Here is a 19,203-nt window from a genome sequence, read left to right as displayed (position 1 = left end):
TCCACCGCGGTGCGCGACGGAGCAACTTCAGCCTGTTACGGGATGGTATGCGGACGGACCCCGGCCACGCTGTGCCACGCCGGCGGTGTGTCCATATTGCTGCCTTCTCCAGGGCGACATCGTGCGGGTGCACCTCGGCGAGGAGTGGCTGCACGTCCTCAGGGGCCGCCTGCGGCTGCGCCTCGGGGACACCGAGCACCGGCTCGCCGTGGGGGACGGCGCCCACTTCGACTCGCTGACCCCGCACCGGATCGCGGCACAGGACCCCGAAGGGGTCGAGCTGCTCTTCGTCCACACGCTGCTGCAGAGCCCGACGGCCGCTCTGTGCCTCGGCCCGACGCCCCCGGGGAGACGCCGTGAGCTCCATGGAGGAGAAGTTCCCGCGTGCCCTGTGGGTGCGGCTGCTCATCTACATCGCCCTGGGGCACGTCTTCGGCGGCTTCCTCTACCTGCTCTTCGAGGTGGGCGCCCGCCGCTAGCGGTCGCGCCGGGTCAGTCCAGCATCCGCTCGCGCAGCCGCTCCCGGGTCGCCGGGGTGAGGTGCAGACCCTGCTTCAGGTAGGCGTCGACGCCGCCCCAGGTCTCCTGGACGGTGTCGAAGGCCGCCGCCAGGTACTCGGCGCGCGCGTCGAACAGGGGGCTGAGCAGCTCCATGATCTCGGGGGAGTAGGCCGAGGCGGCGGAGCTGCCGCGGCGCACCTTGTAGCGGCGGTGCGTGGCGTTCGACTTGAGGTAGTCGTCGAGGACGGCGTCGCGCTCGACGCCGAGCGCGAGCAGCGTGACCGCGATCGACAGGCCCGCGCGGTCCTTGCCGGCCGCGCAGTGCATCAGGGCGGGGACGCTGTCCTCGGCGAGCGCGTGCAGCACCCGGGCGTGCTCAGCCGTGCGCTCCCGGATGATCGTGCGGTAGGACGCGATCATCCGGTGGGCGCCCTTGCCGTCGGCCAGGATCTCGTGCAGCTGGTCGAGGTCGCCGTCGCGGACCATCTTCCAGAACTCGGCGCCGTCCGCCGGGTCGCTCAGCGGCAGGTTCACATTGCGCACGCCCGGCAGCTCGACGTCCGGGCCTTCCAGCTTCTGGTCGGCCGCGTTGCGGAAGTCGAAGATCGTGTGCAGGCCCAGGGTGGCCAGGAAGGCGGCGTCCTCCCCGGTGGCGTGCGCCAGGTGGCCGCTGCGGAACAGCACGCCCTGCCGCACCCGTCGCCCGTCCGCGGCCGGCAGTCCGCCGACGTCCCGGAAATTGCGCACACCGGTCAGCTCGGGTTCGGTCGACGGGACCTGCTGCGTCACGGGGACTCCTCCCACTCCGCCCCGCCGACGCTGCTCGGCGGCGGGCTCGCCCCGACGATACGGCATCCCCTGTCTGCGCCAATGAGTTACCCACAGGGCATTAAGGGGGACCTCGGGCTTTCTGTCCCAATTGACCCCTTCATCCCAACTGGCGCTGAAATGCGAAAGGGTGAGGAAGTGGCGCGTGAGCAGCGTCATATCGGTAACCGTGCGTCGTCCGTCATGTTCACGTAATCAAGCCGGTTTTCAAGGCCGTTCACTCGAAATGCCATTCCTCGAATCGACGGAGTGTGACCGGATATTCCCGTAAAGGATCAATCGGAACACCTTCCGGTGGAACCCTTCGCTTGTCCGGGTGCGTCCTGGTCCCTTACGTTCACCACCGATCCGGACGGACGCCTAATCCTGCCGCCGACCGGAGCCCACACTCATCCACCACCCGTACCCGGCAGGAGCGGGGGACCCACAGGTACGAATGCCTGTTCCGGTTCCCGGAACGGCTTGGGGTAAAGCCGCGTTTCGGCGCGGCCGGGCATCTCCAGCCCGCACCCGACAGCTCACCTCGCAGGCGCCGGAGAGGAATTCACCATGCCCGCGAAGGGTAAGCACCGCCGTACCAGGGCCATGCGCCTGACCCGCACCATCGCCGTCGCCGGAACCGGTGGCGCCGCGCTCGCGCTCCCGCTGATCGGGGCCGCCGGCGCCAACGCCGCCCCCGCGCACTCCGTTTCCGAGCAGTCCGTGCAGTCCATTCCGACGACGGCGAAGAAGGCCGCAGCGAATGGCGCCGAGAAGAACTCGGACGCGCGGACCTACACCGTCAAGAGCGGCGACTACCTTTCGCGGATCGCCGACGAGCAGAACGTCGACGGCGGCTGGAAGAAGCTGTACGAGGACAACCGCGAGGCCGTCGGTTCGGACCCGTCGCTGATCCACCCCGGCCTGAAGCTCTCGGTCGGCGCCAAGGCCGCCCAGTCGGAGAAGCCGGCCGCCGAGAAGCCCGCCGCCGAGAAGCCCGCAGAGGCGGAGAAGCCCGCCAAGCCGGCCGAGAAGTCCACGGACGCCGAGAAGGCCTCCGCCTCGGACGCCGGCACCAGCAGCGGTTACAGCTCCCCCGTCGCGGGCGGCACCGTCGGTACCCCGTACCACCAGTCCGGCAGCATGTGGTCCAGCGGCTACCACACCGGCACGGACTTCGTCGTCCCGACCGGCACCTCGCTCAAGGCCGTGGGCGCGGGCACCGTCGTCTCCGCCGGCCCCGGCGGTGCGTACGGCAACCAGGTCGTCATCCAGCTCGCCGACGGCCACTACGCCCAGTACGCCCACCTCTCCTCCCTCTCCGTCTCCGCCGGCCAGTCGGTGACGGCGGGCCAGCAGGTCGGCCTCTCGGGTGCCACCGGCAACGTGACCGGTCCGCACCTGCACTTCGAGATCCGCACCACGCCGGACTACGGGTCGGACATCGACCCGGTCGCGTACCTGAGTTCGCACGGCGTCTCTCTCTGACGCACGGCTCGGGCGCAGCCCCCACGCCACCGAAGGCCGGACCCCGATCCCCGGGACCGGCCTTCGGTGTATTCCGGAATTGACCAAGCCTTTAGGCGTGGCCTTTCTCACCGACCGTCAATCCCTTCCTACGGTCGCGTAGGTCACATTCCAAGGTGAATCATGGCCCGATGTGGCAGACGATTCGAAGAATGACAGCAGAGCAGTGATCGGGTCGTACGTGGCGCTGGGGGACAGCTTCACCGAGGGTGTCGGCGACCCCGGCCCCGACGGGGCGTTCGTCGGCTGGGCCGACCGGTTCGCCGTACTGCTCGCGGACCGGCGCCCCGAGGGCGACTTCACGTACGCGAACCTCGCCGTGCGCGGCAGGCTGCTCGACCAGATCGTGGCCGAACAGGTCCCGCGAGTCGCCGAACTCGCGCCGGACCTGGTCTCGTTCGCGGGCGGCGGCAACGACATCCTCCGGCCCGGCACCGATCCCGACGAGGTGGCCGAGCGGTTCGAGCGGGCGGTGGCCGCGCTGGCCGAAGCGGCCGGCACCGTCCTCGTGACGACCGGGTTCGACACCCGAGGCGTGCCCGTGCTCAGGCATCTGCGCGGCAAGATCGCCACGTACAACGGACACGTCCGTGCCATCGCCGACCGGTACGGCTGCCCGGTGCTCGACCTCTGGTCGCTCCGGAGCGTCCAGGACCGCAGGGCGTGGGACGCCGACCGGCTGCACCTGTCGCCGGAGGGCCACACGCGGGTGGCGCTGCGCGCGGGACAGGCCCTCGGCCTGCCGGTGCCGGCCGACCCGGACCAGCTCTGGCCGCCGCTGCCGTACCGCGGCGCGCTGGACGTCCGCCGGGACGACGTGCACTGGGCACGCGAGTACCTGGTGCCGTGGATCGGCCGCCGGCTGCGTGGCCAGTCCTCGGGCGACCACGTGACCGCCAAGGGGGCGCTGTCGCCGCACGACATCAAGACGCGGATCGCCGCCGTGGCGTGAGGGCGTTGTGCGGGCGGGCAGGTTCCGGATGGGCGGTTCCGGACGGGGCGCGGCGAGTCAGCGGCGGGTCAGCGGCGTGGGCCGGCCAACGCCTTCCGCGGCAGGCCCAGTTCCCGGGCCAGCGCCTCGTCCGTCCACTCCCGCGCCCGGGCCCGCGACACCGCGCCCGCGTACGACGTCAGTTGCACGGCGAGCCCGTCGAGGAGCGCCGTCAGCCGCAGGGCCGCGCCCTCGGGGTCCGGGCACGGGAACTCCCCGGCGGCCACCCCCTCGACGATGACCTCGGCGATCGCCGCCTTCCACCGGCGGTCCAGGTCCCGCGTGACGTCCCGCAGCGCGGGCTCGCGCAGCGCCGCCGCCCAGCCCTCGATCCACAGCCGCCAGCCCTTGGCCTGTCCCGTCGGGGCGTACCACCGCACGGCGGCCCGCAGGCGGCGCAGCGCCGACGTACGGCGGCCGAGCAGCCCACGCAGATGAGCCAGATCGTCCTCGGCGGCAAGGGCGAAGGCGGCGGCGACCAGCTTCTCCTTCGTGGAGAAGTGGTAGAGCACCAACGCGTTGCTCACCCCGAGCGCGGACGCCACGTCGGCGATCCGCAGCGCGGCGACACCCCGCGCCGATATCTGCTCGACGGCCGCGCGCAGCAGCTCCTCGCGCCGCTCGGCCACAGTCAACCGGACTCTCACCACGCCCCGTCCCCCCATGTCCTGGACACGATCAGTCGGTGTCACACGAGACGACCATAATGAGAGCCTGACCTACTCCACCTGGAGGTTACCGTGGCCGGATTCCGTTCCCCGGGCCCCGGGCCCCGCACGCCGCGGCCCGCGGCCTTCGGCGCGGACCCGAGCGGTGAGCGCATGGCGCGCATCCGCAGATCGCCGCACTTCCGTGACGGCGTCTTCCAGAACCCCGGCGGCACCACCCGGACCCGGCCCTCCGGATCGGCTCGTGAGTTCGCCAAGATCTACTTCGACCGGGAGTCCCGGCTCCGCCGCGCCCCGCGCGGCCCCGTCCCGGTGCACGCCACCACCCTCGCCGACCTCGCCCGGCCGCCCGCCACCGGACTCCGGCTGACCTGGATGGGGCACTCCAGCGTGCTCGCCGAGATCGACGGGCGGCGGGTGCTCTTCGACCCCGTGTGGGGCGAGCGCTGCTCCCCGTTCCCCTTCGCCGGGCCCAAGCGGCTGCACCCGGTCCCGCTCCCGCTCGCCGCTCTCGGCCCGGTCGACGTCGTGGTGATCTCCCACGACCACTACGACCACCTGGACATGCCCACGATTCTGGCGCTGGCCGGCACGGACACCCTGTTCGCCGTGCCGCTCGGGGTCGGCGCCCACCTCGAACACTGGGGCGTCGGCGCCGACCGGCTGCGGGAGCTGGACTGGCACGAGTCGACGCGCGTCGGCGGCCTCACCCTGACCGCGACGCCGGCCCGCCACTTCTGCGGGCGCGGGCTGCGCAACACCCAGCACACCCTCTGGGCGTCGTGGGTCGTCGCAGGGGAGGAGCACCGCGTCTACCACAGCGGGGACACGGGCTACTTCGACGGCTTCCGTGACATCGGCGCCGCGCACGGCCCCTTCGACGCCACGATGATCCAGCTCGGCGCGTACTCCCGGTTCTGGCCGGACATCCACATGACCCCCGAGGAGGGCGTGCGGGCCCACCTCGACCTCCAGGGAGGCGCTCCGACCGGGGTGCTGCTGCCGATCCACTGGGGAACGTTCAATCTCGCGCCGCATGCGTGGGCGGAGCCGGGGGAGTGGACGAAGGACGCGGCCGAGGAGGTTGGCCAGGTGGTGGCGTCCCCCAGGCCGGGTGAGCCGTTCGAGCCGGCGGGGGAGGTGCCGGTGGAGGCGTGGTGGCGGGGGGTGTCGGATCCGATCGCCAACCCGTGGCGGCGTCCGCGGATTGCTGAGGGTGTGCCCGGGACGAGTAAGGGTGATCTCGACCTTGCTGGTGAGCGGTGACATGGGTCGAGAACACCGGGGACGAGCTGGGGGCGATCGTCCCGACGCGTGCGCTCCGACCACGAGGCCGTTCTCTCTGACATGCGCCAGGCCGACATCCATTACCCGTCGGCCAGAATGATCAGCAGGAGACAGTGTGGTGCCAGCGGGGCAAGCGATCGCCGTTCGGGCGAGCGGGCGGCAGAGAGACATGGTCACGCTTCGCAGCCGGAGCAGGCGAGCTTGTGGCGGAGGGAGGACGATGGAGTGGCGGGGCCACTGACGCCAGCGCGTGGCTTGCTTCGGTAGATGGCAGCCCGACCGTCCGGTCACTGGCCGGAAGGAGCTCTAGGCATGGGTACGACCGAACCATTCCAGGAGGGCGCTGGGACGCCGGGTGTGGTGGCGTCGAGGCCGGGGGGTCTGCTGGATGTACTACGGCGCCCCTGGGTGGCCGCGTACCGGCCCAGGGCGCAAAGCACTGCGGGGCAGGCGGTGACCGCCTATGCGCTCGGCGTGGTGATCGGCGGGCCTGCGGTGACCATGCTGACCGCGCGGCTGCCCCGCAGGCCCCTGGCAATTGGGCTGATGCTGCTGTTCGCCGCGGGCAGCGCGTTCATTCAGCGCCCTGGCCCCCTCGTTCACGATGTTGCTGGCCGGGCGGGTGGACTCCTCGCTCAGCCACGCCGCGTTCTTGGCGTTGGCGTTGGCGCTGGTGATGGCCACCAGCTTGGTGCCTGAGCACAAGACAGGCTCGGCCACCCAGCGCGCGGACAGCGGAGCTACCGCCGCCCCCGCCGCAGCGCCGCGGCAAGTAGAACCGCACCTAGCCTTGGGAGGCCCTCCAGTTCCGCAGCTCAGCACTGCGTGTAGACCTCGCGGGGGAGCGGTGGCGTCGGTCGGGGACGGGCCCGGGGAGAGGGTCGAGGGGTGGCGCGGCTACCGTGGTCGCACGGCGTAGGTCACGTGCGTCACCCGCGACGACGGCACGGAACGGACCTGCTCCAGCGCGACCCTGGACGCGTCCACGCCCTCGAACAGGCGGATGCCGGAGCCGAACAGCACGGGTGACAGCGCGATCGAGAACTCGTCGATCAGGCCGGCGTTGACGTACTCGAGGATCGTCGCGCCGCCGCCCGCGATGCGTACGTCGCGGTTGCCGGCGGCTTCGCGGGCCTGGTCGAGCGCGGCCTCGATGCCGTCGTTGACGAAGTGGAACGTGGTCCCACCCGGGCGCTCCCACGGGTCACGCCTGGTGTGCGTCACGACGAAGACCGGCGTGTGGAACGGCGCCTCCTCCGGCCACATCTGCTCGCCGGCGTCGAACATGCGCTTGCCCATGACGCTTGCGCCGGTGCGCTCGAACGTCTCCCGCGCGATGTCGTTGTCGCGCCCCTCCTCGCCGCCTCCGCCCAGCTTCAGGTTCTCCCGGAAGAACCGCGTCGGGAAGATCCACCGCTGGAGCTCCATCCACTGCCGCCCCATCAACTCCCCCAGGGACTCGGGCGCGATGAACCCGTCCAGCGACATTGACACGCTGAAGAACACCTTCCCGGCCATCAGCCCTCCGCCCCCTTCCGAACGATCTCGGCGACGTAGGCAGCCAGGTTGCTCAGGGTCTGCCGACCGCCCTCGATCGCCTTGTACTTCTCGACCGCCTCGTCGCGCAGTTCCTTCGTGGGAAACACCGTGCGCATCACGATCCGGGTCTGCTCGCCGTCCGGCGCGAAGGTCAGGATCGACTCGAAGGCGTTCGGGTCGTCGCGGGACTCACCGTGCAGCAGCGCGATCCGCTCCGGCGGGGCGATCCGCAGCCAGCGGATCCACTCGGGGTAGTCGGTTCCGTCCGGCCCGTGCAGCACGAAGTTCCACTCCCCGCCCTCGCGGAACTCGAAGGACCGCGTGGTGGTGGTGAACCCCTCCGGACCCCACCACCGCGACAGATGCCGGACCTCGGTGAACGCCTCGAAAACCAGCTCCCTCGGGGCGTCGACGCCCCGGGAGATCACAATCTCCCGGTCGGCCGTCGCCCCCGTTCCTTGCCTTGCCGCTGCCATCGGTCAATCCTCCTGCCGTGTCTGCTTCAGGTCCTGCACATAGGCGTCCAGCCGGTCGAAACTCTCGTTCCAGAACCGCTCGAATCCGCCGGCCCACTCGTGGACCGGCCGCAGCCCACGGGCGTCCAGGCCGTAGAGGCGCTGCTTGCCCGCCCCGCGGACCCGCACCAACCCCACCTCCCGGAGCACCCGCAGATGCTTGGACGCCCCCGGCTGGGTCATCCCCAACTCCTGCGCCAGGTCGGTCACCGGCCGCTCACCCGCCCGCAGCAGCGCCAGGATGTCCCGGCGCTGCGGCTCGGCGATGGCGTTGAAGACGTCCGACGTCGTCGCTGCTCGTGCCATGGAGCCATCATATGCCTATATCGGCATGCGACAAGTCGCGACTACCGGCAGTGACCGATTCTGATCGAGTCCGACCGGTCTCCCACGCTTCCGGAACGGATGCTTCACCGGCTTATCGGTCTGTCGTACGAGGGCTCATACCAGAGCAGGACGTTGCCCGGGGGACTTTGGTAACTGCCCACCGCACATGAGGGGCAGGCGACTACTGTCAGTGTCCGTCGGGCGACGTAGGGCCGGATCCCCCGGTCCGCTCGGTCGACGCAGCGATGACGCGTGCCCGCGTGCCGTCGCCTGCCCGCGTGGCATTCCGTCACCACGCGCGAGCACCCAGACCGACGGACCAGTACGAGGACCCCGATGTCTCACCTCCGCGCCCCGGCCGCGCGAGCAGACCGCCGTGAGGGCGGGCGGCACGGCCGGCCGGCCCCCCGCACCGCCCCCGCGCTGCCCGAGACCCACATACGGCCCCAACTCCTGCGGCTCGCCGTGCTGCCGCCGGTCGCGGTCGCCCTCAGCGGCTGCGCGGTCGTCCTGTTCACCGTCCGCTCCACCGGCATCCGGCCCGGCCCTGTCCTGTGGGCCGTGGTCGCCGGCGCCGTCTCGGTGACCGCCGCGGCCGTCGTCATCGCCGCCGTCGCCGCCGACCGCGCCGCCCGTTCCGTGCACGAACGCGTCGGCGCGCTGCGCCGCGGCACCGCACGTCAGGAGGGCGACCTGCGTGCCGTGGTCGAGGCGCTGCGCCGGGGCGAGCCGCCGCCCCGGCGCACACCGCGCGGCGGGCCGCCCGACGACGCCGACGGCTTCGAACTGCTCGCCGCCGACCTCTCCCGCGCCCACGACGGCGCCGTCACCGCCGTCGTCCGGGCCGCCCAGCTCTCCAGCCAGGCGGGCAGCGAACAGAAGCTGGAGGTCTTCGTCAACCTCGCCCGGCGCCTCCAGTCGCTGGTGCACCGCGAGATCTCCATCCTGGACGAGCTGGAGAACGAGATCGAGGACCCCGACCTCCTCAAGGGCCTCTTCCACGTCGACCACCTCGCCACCCGCATCCGCCGCCACGCGGAGAACCTCGCCGTGCTCGGCGGCGCCGTCTCCCGCCGGCAGTGGAGCAACCCGGTGGACATGACCGAGGTGCTCCGCTCGGCCATCGCCGAGGTCGAGCAGTACTCCCGGGTCCGGCTGGTGCCACCGATCGACGGCACCCTGCGCGGCCACGCCGTCGCCGACGTCATCCACCTGCTGGCCGAACTCGTCGAGAACGCCACCCTGTTCTCCGCCCCGCAGACCCAGGTGCTGATGCGCGCCAGCCTCGTCGCCTCGGGCCTCGCCGTCGAGGTCGAGGACCGCGGACTCGGCATGCCCACCGCCGAGCAGGCCCGGATGAACGCCCTGCTCGCCGACCCCGACCAGGTCAACGTCGCCCACCTGCTGGCGGACGGCCGCATCGGACTGTTCGTCGTCTCCCAGCTCGCCAAGCGGCACGGCATCACCGTCCGGCTGCAGACCAACATCTACGGCGGTGTCCAGGCCGTACTGGTCGTCCCGCAGGCTCTGCTGGGCACGGAACCCGGTGCGCTCCCCGGCGGCACGGCGCGGCCGGCGGAGGCCGCCGCCGCCGAACCGGTCCCCGTACCGCCGCCCCGGCAGCAGCCATCGCCCACGGCACCGACGGCGCCACCGGTTCCGACGGCCCCCGCCGCGGTACCAACGACCGTCGTACAGGCCACCGCCGTACCCCCCGCCGCGGCACCAACGACCGTCGTACAGGCCACCGCCGTACCCCCCGCCGCGGTACCAACGACCGTCGTAGAGGCCACCGCCGTACCGGCCACCGCGGTACCAACGACCGTCGTACCGGCCACCGCCGCACCGCCCACGACCGAACCCGCGGTGTCCCGCCCCTCCCGGGGCCGCACCGCCGCCGAAGGCGAACCCCTGCCGCTGCCCGTGCGCGGTACGCGTCAGAACCGGCCCACCCCGGCCGCCGCCGTTCCCGGCGTACGACCCGACGACCGCGGTGTCATCGCCGAACACGCGGCCACGCCGCCCGTCCCGCGCCACAGCGCGGTGCGCGGCACCATGGGCAAGCCCCAACTGCCCCGCCGCCGCGCCCAGGAGCACCTCGCGCCCCAGCTGCGCGGCGGCCCGGCGCCGCGCCAGGAACCCGAGCGGTACACCGGTCACGACCCCGGTCTGATGGCGGCCTTCCAGCGGGGCATCGGCCTCGCGGAGGCCCAGCAGCACCGGGAGCCGACCTCCCTGGAGCCGGTCCGCACGGACTCCGTCCACACGGCGCCCGCCCCCACCCCGCCACCCCACCCGGCCGCACCGCACCTGGAGCCGACCCCCCGGGACCAGTCCGGATGAACGCCCCCGCAGACCTTCGTACCCCAAGGAGTCGATCCACCATGGCGAGCGATGCGCCGACCGGCCAAGTGTCCGACCTCGACTGGCTGATGAGCGGCCTCGTGCAGCGCGTGCCGCACACGAGCAGCGCGGTGCTCCTGTCCTGCGACGGCCTGGTGAAGTCCGTCCACGGTCTCGACGCCGACAGCGCCGACCACATGGCGGCCCTGGCCTCCGGCCTGTACTCCCTCGGCCGCAGCGCCGGCGTCCGCTTCGGCGACGGCGGGGACGTGCGACAGGTCGTCGTCGAACTCGACTCGACGCTGCTCTTCGTCACCACCGCCGGATCCGGCACCTGCCTCGCCGTGCTGGCCGGCCGGGAGGCCGACGCCGCCGTGCTCGGCTACGAGATGGCCATGCTCGTCAAGAGCGTCCGCCCCTACCTGGCCACCGCGCCCCGGCAGCACGCCGTCGAACCACCGGCGATGAGGCCTTGAGGGTGGCCGCGGCCGGCGACGGGCCCTGGCTCGACGACGCCGCCGGACGGCTGGTGCGCCCCTTCACCGTCAGCAACGGCCGTACCCGGCCCACCGTCGCGCTCGACCTGATGTCCCAGGTGATGGCCACGGGGACGACCCCCCTCGGCTACCTCGGACCCGAGCACACGCAGGTACTCGACCTGTGCCGGGCGCCGCTCCCCGTCGCCGAACTGGCCGCGCACCTGCGGCTCCCGGTGGCGGTCACCAAGGTGCTGCTCTCGGACCTCGTCGACTGCGGCGCGCTGACCACCAAACCCCCCGCCGCGTTCCACCACAACCCCACGGACCGGGCCCTTCTGGAGGCAGTGCTCGATGGACTACGACGACAGCTCTGACCACGTCCACGGCGAAGGCGCCGACCCGTTCCCCACCGCCCTGAAGATCCTCGTGGCGGGCGGATTCGGCGTCGGCAAGACGACCTTCGTCGGCGCCGTCAGCGAGATCGCGCCGCTGAGCACGGAGGAACTGCTCACCACGGTCAGCGCCGCGACCGACAACCTCGACGGAATCGAGAACAAACTCGAAACGACCGTGGCCATGGACTTCGGCCGCATCACCCTCGACCCCGCACACGTCCTGTACCTGTTCGGCACACCCGGCCAGGAACGCTTCTGGTTCATGTGGGACGAGTTGTGCGAGGGCGCGCTCGGGGCCGTGATCATCGCCGACACCCGCCGGCTGGAGGAGTCCTTCGCCGCCGTCGACTTCTTCGAGGAACGCGGCCTCGGCTTCGTCGTCGCGATCAACGAGTTCGACGGCTCCTACCGCTACGACCCCGAGGAGGTGCGCGCCGCCATGGACCTGCACCCCGAGATCCCCATCGTGCGCTGCGACGCCCGGATCTCCAGCTCCGGAGTACAGACCCTGCTCACCCTCGTACGCCACCTCATCGCCCACACACCGGCCCCCACGACGGGGTACGGCGCCGGAGCCCGCCCATGACCTACGACCCGCCGCGCCCGGCCGGACGCCTGCTGCTCACCCCCGAGGACCGGGAGGCCCCCGCCCGGGTACGACGGCTGCGCCTGCTCGGCCTGGTGGAACGCCCCGACCCCGCACTCGACACCTTCGCCGCGCACCTCGCCGGCCTCGCCGAGGCGCCGTACGGGATGGTCAACTTCCTGGTCGAGGGCGGGCAGTTCTTCGCGGGCCTGCGGGTCCCCGACATCCCGCCGGTGACCCGGGGGGACGGGACCAGCCCCGAGTTCGGCCGCGTCCAGCCCCGCGACCACGGCTTCTGCCCCCACGTGGTGGTCCGGCGCAAGGCCCTCGTCCTGGAGGACGTGTGCGACTACCCGCGCTTCGCCGGCAACCCGGTCGTCGACGAGTTCGGCATCCGCTCCTACCTCGGCGCCCCGCTCATCGACAGCACGGGCACCGTCCTCGGCACGGTGTCCGCCGCCGATGTACGGCCCCGGACCTGGGGCACGGCGGGCCTGGCGACGATCAAGTCGACGGCTGCCGACCTCGTACGCCGCATCGAGCGCAGCGCGGAGGACGGGCTCCCGCTGTGAGGGCGCGGGGCGGCGGGCGGGCGGCGTGAAGGAAAGCTGCGGCCGGGCTTAAGAAAGGCTCGATGGACCCGGGGCGGTGTCGTACGGCAGATTGCAGTGCGATCCCCCTCCCCTCCCCGGACGCGGGCCGCCTCGGCGTGCGCGGTCCCGGGGTCTCACCCGTCAGGAGCCGTAGCGTTGAAGGCGCTGGTCAAGGAGAAGGCGGAGCCCGGTATGTGGCTCGCGGACGTGCCCGAGCCCGTCGTCGGACCCGGTGACGTCCTCATCAAGGTGCTGCGTACCGGCATCTGCGGCACCGACCTGCACATCCGGGCCTGGGACGGCTGGGCGCGGCAGGCCATCCGCACCCCGCTCGTCGTCGGGCACGAGTTCGTCGGCGAGGTCGTCGAGACCGGCCGGGACGTCACCGACATCAAGGCCGGCGACCGGGTCAGCGGCGAAGGGCACCTGGTGTGCGGCAAGTGCCGCAACTGCCTGGCCGGCCGGCGCCACCTGTGCCGCGCCACCGTCGGGCTCGGAGTCGGCCGCGACGGGGCGTTCGCCGAGTACGTCGCCCTGCCCGCCACCAACGTCTGGGTGCACCGCGTCCCCGTCGACCTCGACGTCGCCGCGATCTTCGACCCGTTCGGCAACGCCGTGCACACCGCCCTGTCCTTCCCGTTGGTCGGCGAGGACGTCCTGATCACCGGCGCCGGGCCGATCGGCCTGATGGCCGCCGCCGTCGCCCGGCACGCCGGGGCACGCAACGTCGTGATCACCGACGTCAGCCAGGAGCGCCTGGACCTGGCGCGCAAGGTCGGGGTGAGCCTCGCCCTGGACGTCTCGAAGGCCACCATCGCCGACGGGCAGCGCGAACTCGGCCTGCGCGAGGGCTTCGACATCGGCCTGGAGATGTCCGGCCGCCCCGAGGCCATGCGCGACATGATCGCCAACATGACGCACGGCGGCCGGATCGCGATGCTCGGCCTGCCCGCCGAGGAGTTCCCCGTCGACTGGGCGCGGATCGTCACCTCGATGATCACCGTCAAGGGCATCTACGGCCGCGAGATGTTCGAGACCTGGTACGCCATGTCCGTGCTGCTCGAAGGCGGCCTCGACCTCGCCCCCGTGATCACCGGCCGGTACTCCCACCGCGACTTCGAGGCCGCGTTCGCCGACGCCGCCAGCGGCCGGGGCGGCAAGGTCATCCTCGACTGGACCGCGTAAGCCACCGCGCCCACCCGTACGTACTCCTAGGAGCTTCAGAGATGTTCGACTCCGTGCGCGACGACCTGCGCGCCACCCTCGACGAGATCCGCGCCGCCGGCCTGCACAAGCCCGAGCGCGTGATCGGCACCCCGCAGTCCGCGACCGTCGCCGTCACCGCCGGCGGCCGCCCCGGCGAGGTCCTCAACTTCTGCGCCAACAACTACCTCGGCCTCGCCGACCACCCCGAGGTCGTCGCCGCCGCCCACGAGGCGCTGGACCGCTGGGGCTACGGCATGGCCTCCGTGCGCTTCATCTGCGGCACCCAGGAGGTGCACAAGGAACTGGAGGCCCGGCTCTCCGCGTTCCTCGGCCAGGAGGACACGATCCTCTACTCCTCCTGCTTCGACGCCAACGGCGGCGTCTTCGAGACCCTCCTCGGCCCCGAGGACGCGGTGATCTCCGACGCCCTCAACCACGCCTCGATCATCGACGGCATCCGCCTCAGCAAGGCCAAGCGCCTGCGCTACGCCAACCGCGACATGGCCGACCTGGAGGCGCAGCTCAAGGCGGCCGGCGACGCCCGGCGCAAGCTGATCGTCACCGACGGAGTCTTCTCCATGGACGGCTACCTCGCCCCCCTCGACGAGATCTGCGACCTCGCCGACCGCTACGGCGCCATGGTCATGGTCGACGACTCGCACGCTGTCGGCTTCGTCGGCCCCGGCGGCCGCGGCACCCCCGAGCTGCACGGCGTCATGGACCGCGTCGACATCATCACCGGCACCCTCGGCAAGGCGCTGGGCGGCGCCTCCGGCGGCTACGTCGCCGCCCGCGCGGAGATCGTCGCCCTGCTGCGCCAGCGGTCCCGGCCCTACCTCTTCTCCAACACGCTGGCCCCGGTGATCGCCGCCGCCTCGCTGAAGGTCCTCGACCTGCTGGAGTCGGCCGACGACCTGCGCGTCCGGCTCGCCGAGAACACCGCCCTGTTCCGCCGCCGGATGACCGAGGAGGGCTTCGACATCCTCCCCGGCGACCACGCCATCGCGCCGGTGATGATCGGCGACGCCTCCGAGGCGGGCCGCATGGCCGAGCTGCTGCTGGAGCGCGGCGTCTACGTCATCGGCTTCTCCTACCCGGTCGTGCCCCAGGACAAGGCCCGCATCCGCGTCCAGCTGTCCGCCGCCCACTCCACGGACGACGTGAACCGCGCGGTGGACGCCTTCGTCGCGGCGCGGGAGCAGCTCGCCACCTGAAGCGCCGGTGACCTGAGAGAATCGATCCCGTGATCGAAGCGCGGCGGCTGCACATCCTCCGGGCGGTGGCGGACCACCGCACCGTGACGGCGGCTGCCGCCGCGCTGTACCTCACCCCCTCCGCGGTCTCCCAGCAGCTGGCCGCCCTGGAGCAGGAGACCGGCCACCGCCTGGTCGAGCGCGGCGCCAAGGGCGTACGGCTGACCCCCGCGGGCGAGATCCTGCTGAGCCACACCAACGCCGTCCTCGCCCAGCTGGAGCGGGCCGAGGCCGAACTCGCCGCCTACGGCTCGGGCGCCGCAGGCACCGTCACCGTCGCCTCCTTCGCGACCGGCATCGCCCTGGTCGTCGCGCCCGCGCTGGCCCGCCTCGCCGAGTCCGCGCCCGGCATCCGCATCCGCGTGCAGGACGCCGAGGGCGACGCCAGCCTGCCGATGGTCCTGGACCGGCAGGTCGACGTGGCCGTCGCCGTCGAGTACCGCGGGGCGCCGCCCGCCGACGACCCGCGGCTGACCCACGTCCCGCTGTACGCGGAGCCCTTCGACGCGGTCGTCCCGGTCGCCCACCGCCTCGCCGGCGCCGACGAGGTCCCGCTCGCGGAGCTGGCCAAGGACACCTGGATCGGCCCCTACCCGGGCAACCCGTGCCACGACGTCGTCGTGCTGGCCTGCGAGAGCGCCGGCTTCCAGCCCCGCATGGAGCACTCCTCGGACGACTTCCGCGCGGTGGTCTCGCTGGCCGCGGCCGACGCCGGTGTCGCGCTGATCCCGCGCTCGGCGCTGCACGGCACCGACCTCACCGGCGTGGTCGTCCGCCCGGTCGACGGGGTCGCGCCGACCCGCCGGGTCTTCGCGGCCGTACGCCGGGGGGCCGAGGAGCACCCGCTGATCCGGCCGGTCCTTGACGCGCTCGACGAGGTGGCCCGGGCGTGAGGCTTCCGTAACGCGAACGTCTCGTATCCGGGATAGCGTCCCTGATATGAGAGACGACGACGGGGCTTCCGACCTCGTGGACGCCCGGCTGGCCGCCCGCCTCGCCGAACTGCGGGCCGAGCACGGCTGGTCGCTGGGGGAGCTGGCGGAGCGCAGCGGAGTGAGCCGGTCCACGCTGTCCCGGGCCGAGCGCGCGGAGACCAGCCCCACCGCCGCCCAGCTGAACCGCCTGTGCGCGGTCTACGGCCGGACCATGTCCCGGCTGCTCGGCGAGGTCGAGGCGGAACCCGCGCTGCTGGTACGGGCCGAGGAGCAGCCACAGTGGGAGGACCGGGCCGCCGGCTTCGTGCGCCGCTCGGTGTCCCCGCCGCACGCCGGTCTGCGCGGCGAACTGGTCGAGGGACGGCTCGCCCCCGGCGCGGACATCGCCTACGACCGGCCGCCCGTCCCCGGTCTGGAACAGCACGTCTGGGTGCTGGCCGGCGCGCTGGAGGTGACCTCCCAGGACGTCCCGCACCACCTCGGCACCGGGGACTGCCTGCGGATGCGGGTGTGGGGGGCGACGAGGTTCCGGTGCGCGGGCCCGGAGGAGACGCGCTACGTGCTGGCGGTGGTGCTGCCGTGATCGTCAGCCGCGTCGACGAGCACCGACTGGCCGCGCTGCTGGAGGAGTTGGCGGATCTGTTGACCGACGTCGTGGACGGCGGCGCGTCGGTCGGCTTCCTCGCGCCGCTGGACCGCGACCCGGCCCTCGACTGGTGGCGGACCCGGGTCCGCGCGGTGGCCGCCGGGGAGCTGGCCGTCTGGGTGGCGCACGAGGGGGAGCGGGTGTGCGGGACCGTGAGCCTCGCCCTGCCCGACAAGCCCAACAGCCGCCACCGCGCCGAACTGGTCAAACTCATGGTGGCCGACGCCGTCCACGGCCGAGGCGTGGGACGGAGGCTGCTGACGGCCGCCGAGGAGTCGGCCGCCGCGGCCGGCCTCACCCTGCTCCACCTGGACACCGAGACCGGCAGCCCCGCCGAACACCTCTACCGCTCCGCCGGGTGGACCCGGGCCGGCACCATCCCCGGCTACGCGGCGGACCCGGGCGGCGAGCTGCGGGCGACGACGCTGTACTACAAGCAGGTCGGCGTCCCCTCCGCCGCCGGGTGATTGTCAGTGGCGGCGGATAGCGTGCCTGACATGCCGGACGCCGAAGACGTACGCCGTGTCGCCCTGTCCCTGCCGGACACCACGGAGAAGATCGCCTGGAACATGCCCACGTTCCGGGTCGCGGGGAAGATGTTCGCCACGCTGCCCGAGGACGAGACCTCCATCGCGGTGCGCTGCCCCAAGGAGGAGCGCGACGAACTGGTGCTGGCCGAGCCCGGGAAGTTCTGGATCGCCGGTCACGAGGCGCAGTTCGCCTGGGTCCGGGCCCGGCTCGCCGCCCTGGACGGCGAGGACGAGCTGCGCGACATCCTCGCCGACTCCTGGCGCCAGGCGGCCCCGGCCCGTCTCCTGGAGGCCCACCCGCGGCTGGGGCTGCCGGCCGGCGGCTGAAAACCCCTCGGGCGTTGTCGGTGCCCCGTGGCATGATCCGGGGACACGCGTGACAGCCGGGGCCGGAGGGGGGCACCGGCTGTCGGACGTACGACGCGCGCGAGGAGCAGCGGGGGAGCTGCAAGGAGCAGCAGCGGGCCCGTAGGGGCCGCAAGGGGCGGGTGGCCGGCGGGGGCCGGCCGGGGAGGGGAGCGCGGGATGGCCGGGACGGCCTCGCAGCCCACGCACGAGGGCACGACGGCGGCGCGAGCCGTCTGGTCGCGCGACTTCGCGCTGTTCTTCGCCGCGCGGGCCATCGCCCGGCTGGGCGACACCATGCTGCCCGTCGCGCTCGCCGCCGGTCTGCTCCAGCACGGGTACGGGGCAGGCGCGGTCGGCCTCGCCATGGCCTCGACCGCCGCCGCCTTCGCCGGACTGGTCGTCTTCGGCGGGGTCCTCGCGGACCGCTTCAGCACCCGCAGGCTGATGATCGGCGCAGACCTGGTGCGGCTCGGCACCCAGGCCGCGGCCGCCGTCCTCTTCTTCTCCGGACACGTCGTGCTCTGGCAGATCTGCGCCATCGGGTTCGTCAACGGTGTCGCGAGCGCCGTCTTCCAGCCCGGCGTCGCCAGCACCGTGCCCCGCCTGGCCGCCGACATCCAGGGCGCGAACGGCGCGATACGCGTCGCCGAGTCCGCCGCCCAGCTCGCCGGGCCCGCCGTGGCCGGCCTCCTGGTCGGCTTCGCCTCACCCGGCGGGGTCTTCGCCGCCCACGCCACCACATACGCGGTCAGCGCCGGGTGCCTGCTGCTGCTCCGGCTGCCCCCGCTCGCCCCGGGCGGCCGGACCGCGACCGGCCCGCGGACGAAGGCCTTCCGCGCCGACCTTGCCGAGGGCTGGCGGGAGTTCCTCGCCCGCCGGTGGCTGTGGAGCGTCATCGCCGTCTGGTGCGTCTACATGATCGCCGTCTGGGGCCCGACGGTCCCCCTCGTGGCCGCCGAGGTGGTCCAGGAGCACGGCGCACGCGCCTACGGCCTGGTCAATTCCGCCCTGGGCGCCGGAACCGTCGTCGGCGGCCTCCTCGCCCTGCGGCTGCGGCCCCGCCGCATGCTCCGCGCCGGGGCGATCGCCCTCGTCGGCTTCGCCGCCTTCCCGGCGAGCGTCGGGGCCGGGCTCGACGTACCCGCCATGGCGGCGGGAGCCGCCGTCGCCGGGGCCGGGATGTCCTTCTGGGGCGTGATGTGGGCGACGAGCGTGCAGACCCAGGTGCCGCCCGACGTGCTCAACCGCATCCACGCCTACGACGTCGCGGGCTCGCTCGCGATGATGCCCGTCGGCCAGGCCCTCGCCGGCCCCGCCGCCTCGGCACTGGGCGCCGACCACGTGCTGCTCGTCTCCGGCGCGACCAGCTTCGCCGTGTGCGCGGCCCTGCTCCTGATACCGGCCGTGCGCGGCCTGGTGCGGGTCGACGCGGCCACGACCGGCTCGGGACGGACGGCGCGGGAGACCGAGCCGTCCCGGGCCGATAAGTGCTGACCGGGGTGCCCGCCCGGGAAAAGCGATGCGCGACCACGGGCCCGAGTGCGGTATGGTTTTCCTGCGCGTTCGGCCGGGGGAAACCCCAGGTCAGACGGGCAACGGGACGTGGCGCAGCTTGGTAGCGCACTTGACTGGGGGTCAAGGGGTCGCAGGTTCAAATCCTGTCGTCCCGACACGGCGAAGGGGGGGGGGGGGGGCCGCGGCGCGCTACGCCCGCGCGCCGCGGGTCC

Annotated in this window: 21 protein-coding genes, 1 tRNA gene, 1 pseudogene and 1 riboswitch; of the genes and pseudogenes, 18 read left to right on the top strand and 5 right to left on the bottom strand. The window is 72.7% G+C overall.

Annotation, left to right across the window (positions count from 1 at the left end; genetic code table 11):
• Positions 1-37: 37 nt before the first annotated feature.
• Together ACFWR9_RS09465 and ACFWR9_RS09460 are read left to right on the top strand one after the other, a co-directional pair.
• Positions 38-360, top strand: a pseudogene (locus ACFWR9_RS09465) (cupin domain-containing protein); the annotation flags it as partial.
• Entirely contained in the window at positions 357-479 is a 123-nt protein-coding gene (locus ACFWR9_RS09460) for a DUF6126 family protein (protein ID WP_383838063.1), read from the top strand. The pseudogene ACFWR9_RS09465 and the gene ACFWR9_RS09460, both read left to right, overlap by 4 nt.
• Before the next feature lie 13 nt (positions 480-492).
• Here ACFWR9_RS09460 and ACFWR9_RS09455 read toward each other — a convergent pair whose 3' ends face one another.
• A complete protein-coding gene (locus tag ACFWR9_RS09455; protein ID WP_383838060.1) occupies positions 493-1,290 on the bottom strand; it encodes a tyrosine-protein phosphatase in 798 nt (265 codons plus the stop codon).
• A 426-nt stretch (positions 1,291-1,716) separates the two neighbouring features.
• Positions 1,717-1,874, top strand: a riboswitch (cyclic di-AMP (ydaO/yuaA leader).
• Positions 1,875-1,878: 4 nt separating this feature from the next.
• Here ACFWR9_RS09455 and ACFWR9_RS09450 point away from each other — a divergent pair.
• Positions 1,879-2,796, top strand: coding sequence for a peptidoglycan DD-metalloendopeptidase family protein (locus tag ACFWR9_RS09450; RefSeq protein WP_383838057.1), 918 nt, complete (start codon positions 1,879-1,881; stop codon positions 2,794-2,796).
• A gap of 205 nt (positions 2,797-3,001) precedes the next feature.
• Positions 3,002-3,787 carry an SGNH/GDSL hydrolase family protein gene (locus ACFWR9_RS09445; protein WP_383838137.1) on the top strand — a complete coding sequence of 262 codons (786 nt, stop codon included), beginning with the start codon at positions 3,002-3,004 and terminating at the stop codon, positions 3,785-3,787.
• A gap of 68 nt (positions 3,788-3,855) precedes the next feature.
• On the opposite strand, the gene ACFWR9_RS09440 is transcribed toward ACFWR9_RS09445, so the two are convergent.
• Positions 3,856-4,491, bottom strand: a complete 636-nt coding sequence (locus ACFWR9_RS09440) for a TetR/AcrR family transcriptional regulator (RefSeq protein WP_383838134.1) — start codon at positions 4,489-4,491, stop codon at positions 3,856-3,858.
• A gap of 75 nt (positions 4,492-4,566) precedes the next feature.
• Between ACFWR9_RS09440 and ACFWR9_RS09435 the strand changes: the two genes are divergently transcribed.
• Positions 4,567-5,760, top strand: coding sequence for an MBL fold metallo-hydrolase (locus ACFWR9_RS09435; protein ID WP_383838054.1), 1,194 nt, complete (start codon positions 4,567-4,569; stop codon positions 5,758-5,760).
• A 918-nt stretch (positions 5,761-6,678) separates the two neighbouring features.
• On the opposite strand, the gene ACFWR9_RS09430 is transcribed toward ACFWR9_RS09435, so the two are convergent.
• Genes ACFWR9_RS09430 through ACFWR9_RS09420 form a run of 3 tightly spaced genes read right to left on the bottom strand, consistent with a single transcriptional unit; the run spans position 6,679 to position 8,141 of the window.
• Positions 6,679-7,299, bottom strand: coding sequence for a dihydrofolate reductase family protein (locus ACFWR9_RS09430; RefSeq protein ID WP_383838051.1), 621 nt, complete (start codon positions 7,297-7,299; stop codon positions 6,679-6,681).
• Positions 7,299-7,796, bottom strand: a complete 498-nt coding sequence (locus ACFWR9_RS09425) for an SRPBCC family protein (RefSeq protein ID WP_383838048.1) — start codon at positions 7,794-7,796, stop codon at positions 7,299-7,301. The genes ACFWR9_RS09430 and ACFWR9_RS09425 overlap by 1 nt, the downstream gene beginning before the upstream one ends.
• 3 nt (positions 7,797-7,799) lie before the next feature.
• Positions 7,800-8,141, bottom strand: coding sequence for an ArsR/SmtB family transcription factor (locus tag ACFWR9_RS09420; protein WP_383838045.1), 342 nt, complete (start codon positions 8,139-8,141; stop codon positions 7,800-7,802).
• A gap of 357 nt (positions 8,142-8,498) precedes the next feature.
• Between ACFWR9_RS09420 and ACFWR9_RS09415 the strand changes: the two genes are divergently transcribed.
• The 13 genes from ACFWR9_RS09415 to ACFWR9_RS09355 all read left to right on the top strand — a co-directional run bounded on the left by ACFWR9_RS09415 (position 8,499) and on the right by ACFWR9_RS09355 (position 19,146).
• A complete protein-coding gene (locus ACFWR9_RS09415; protein ID WP_383838042.1) occupies positions 8,499-10,505 on the top strand; it encodes an ATP-binding protein in 2,007 nt (668 codons plus the stop codon).
• 41 nt (positions 10,506-10,546) lie between these two features.
• Positions 10,547-10,981, top strand: coding sequence for a roadblock/LC7 domain-containing protein (locus ACFWR9_RS09410; RefSeq protein ID WP_122616453.1), 435 nt, complete (start codon positions 10,547-10,549; stop codon positions 10,979-10,981).
• Positions 10,982-10,983: 2 nt separating this feature from the next.
• Entirely contained in the window at positions 10,984-11,358 is a 375-nt protein-coding gene (locus ACFWR9_RS09405; protein WP_161332607.1) for a DUF742 domain-containing protein, read from the top strand.
• Positions 11,336-11,965: an ATP/GTP-binding protein gene (locus ACFWR9_RS09400; protein ID WP_383838037.1), complete on the top strand. Its 630-nt coding sequence runs from the start codon at positions 11,336-11,338 to the stop codon at positions 11,963-11,965. Before ACFWR9_RS09405 ends, ACFWR9_RS09400 begins: the two co-directional genes overlap by 23 nt.
• Positions 11,962-12,537, top strand: a complete 576-nt coding sequence (locus tag ACFWR9_RS09395) for a GAF domain-containing protein (protein WP_383838034.1) — start codon at positions 11,962-11,964, stop codon at positions 12,535-12,537. Before ACFWR9_RS09400 ends, ACFWR9_RS09395 begins: the two co-directional genes overlap by 4 nt.
• A gap of 177 nt (positions 12,538-12,714) precedes the next feature.
• Positions 12,715-13,743: an L-threonine 3-dehydrogenase gene (tdh, locus tag ACFWR9_RS09390; RefSeq protein ID WP_383838031.1), complete on the top strand. Its 1,029-nt coding sequence runs from the start codon at positions 12,715-12,717 to the stop codon at positions 13,741-13,743.
• 41 nt (positions 13,744-13,784) lie between these two features.
• Positions 13,785-14,978: a glycine C-acetyltransferase gene (locus ACFWR9_RS09385; protein ID WP_383838028.1), complete on the top strand. Its 1,194-nt coding sequence runs from the start codon at positions 13,785-13,787 to the stop codon at positions 14,976-14,978.
• A 29-nt stretch (positions 14,979-15,007) separates the two neighbouring features.
• Positions 15,008-15,910, top strand: a complete 903-nt coding sequence (locus tag ACFWR9_RS09380; protein ID WP_383838025.1) for a LysR family transcriptional regulator — start codon at positions 15,008-15,010, stop codon at positions 15,908-15,910.
• 46 nt (positions 15,911-15,956) lie between these two features.
• The gene (locus ACFWR9_RS09375) at positions 15,957-16,535 is read left to right on the top strand and encodes a helix-turn-helix domain-containing protein (RefSeq protein ID WP_383838022.1); all 579 of its coding nucleotides are present in this window, start codon (positions 15,957-15,959) and stop codon (positions 16,533-16,535) included.
• Positions 16,532-17,065 (top strand): GNAT family N-acetyltransferase, encoded by a 534-nt coding sequence (locus ACFWR9_RS09370; protein ID WP_383838019.1) that lies wholly within the window; start codon positions 16,532-16,534, stop codon positions 17,063-17,065. The genes ACFWR9_RS09375 and ACFWR9_RS09370 overlap by 4 nt, the downstream gene beginning before the upstream one ends.
• A gap of 30 nt (positions 17,066-17,095) precedes the next feature.
• On the top strand, positions 17,096-17,455 hold the full coding sequence (locus ACFWR9_RS09365; protein WP_383838016.1) for an MmcQ/YjbR family DNA-binding protein: 360 nt from the start codon (positions 17,096-17,098) through the stop codon (positions 17,453-17,455).
• A gap of 198 nt (positions 17,456-17,653) precedes the next feature.
• Positions 17,654-18,970: an MFS transporter gene (locus ACFWR9_RS09360; RefSeq protein ID WP_383838013.1), complete on the top strand. Its 1,317-nt coding sequence runs from the start codon at positions 17,654-17,656 to the stop codon at positions 18,968-18,970.
• Between the two features lie 102 nt (positions 18,971-19,072).
• Positions 19,073-19,146: transfer RNA gene (locus ACFWR9_RS09355), tRNA-Pro, on the top strand.
• The last annotated feature ends 57 nt before the right edge of the window (positions 19,147-19,203 follow it).

The organism is Streptomyces sp. NPDC058534 (assembly GCF_042717365.1).
Lineage (GTDB): Bacteria > Actinomycetota > Actinomycetes > Streptomycetales > Streptomycetaceae > Streptomyces.
The sequence above is the reverse complement of the archived record's forward strand: the minus strand, read 5'-3'. Positions and strand labels throughout refer to the sequence as shown.

Bases quoted from the DNA above. Each gene is read 5' to 3' on its own strand.
- ACFWR9_RS09450 (WP_383838057.1), top strand. From the start codon at position 1,879: ATGCCCGCGAAGGGTAAGCACCGCCGTACCAGGGCCATGCGCCTGACC.
- ACFWR9_RS09410 (WP_122616453.1), top strand. From the start codon at position 10,547: ATGGCGAGCGATGCGCCGACCGGCCAAGTGTCCGACCTCGACTGGCTG.
- ACFWR9_RS09375 (WP_383838022.1), top strand. From the start codon at position 15,957: ATGAGAGACGACGACGGGGCTTCCGACCTCGTGGACGCCCGGCTGGCC.
- ACFWR9_RS09395 (WP_383838034.1), top strand. From the start codon at position 11,962: ATGACCTACGACCCGCCGCGCCCGGCCGGACGCCTGCTGCTCACCCCC.
- ACFWR9_RS09425 (WP_383838048.1), bottom strand. From the start codon at position 7,796: ATGGCAGCGGCAAGGCAAGGAACGGGGGCGACGGCCGACCGGGAGATT.
- ACFWR9_RS09360 (WP_383838013.1), top strand. From the start codon at position 17,654: ATGGCCGGGACGGCCTCGCAGCCCACGCACGAGGGCACGACGGCGGCG.
- ACFWR9_RS09385 (WP_383838028.1), top strand. From the start codon at position 13,785: ATGTTCGACTCCGTGCGCGACGACCTGCGCGCCACCCTCGACGAGATC.
- ACFWR9_RS09440 (WP_383838134.1), bottom strand. From the start codon at position 4,491: ATGGGGGGACGGGGCGTGGTGAGAGTCCGGTTGACTGTGGCCGAGCGG.
- ACFWR9_RS09415 (WP_383838042.1), top strand. From the start codon at position 8,499: ATGTCTCACCTCCGCGCCCCGGCCGCGCGAGCAGACCGCCGTGAGGGC.
- ACFWR9_RS09430 (WP_383838051.1), bottom strand. From the start codon at position 7,299: ATGGCCGGGAAGGTGTTCTTCAGCGTGTCAATGTCGCTGGACGGGTTC.
- ACFWR9_RS09365 (WP_383838016.1), top strand. From the start codon at position 17,096: ATGCCGGACGCCGAAGACGTACGCCGTGTCGCCCTGTCCCTGCCGGAC.
- ACFWR9_RS09400 (WP_383838037.1), top strand. From the start codon at position 11,336: ATGGACTACGACGACAGCTCTGACCACGTCCACGGCGAAGGCGCCGAC.
- ACFWR9_RS09420 (WP_383838045.1), bottom strand. From the start codon at position 8,141: ATGGCACGAGCAGCGACGACGTCGGACGTCTTCAACGCCATCGCCGAG.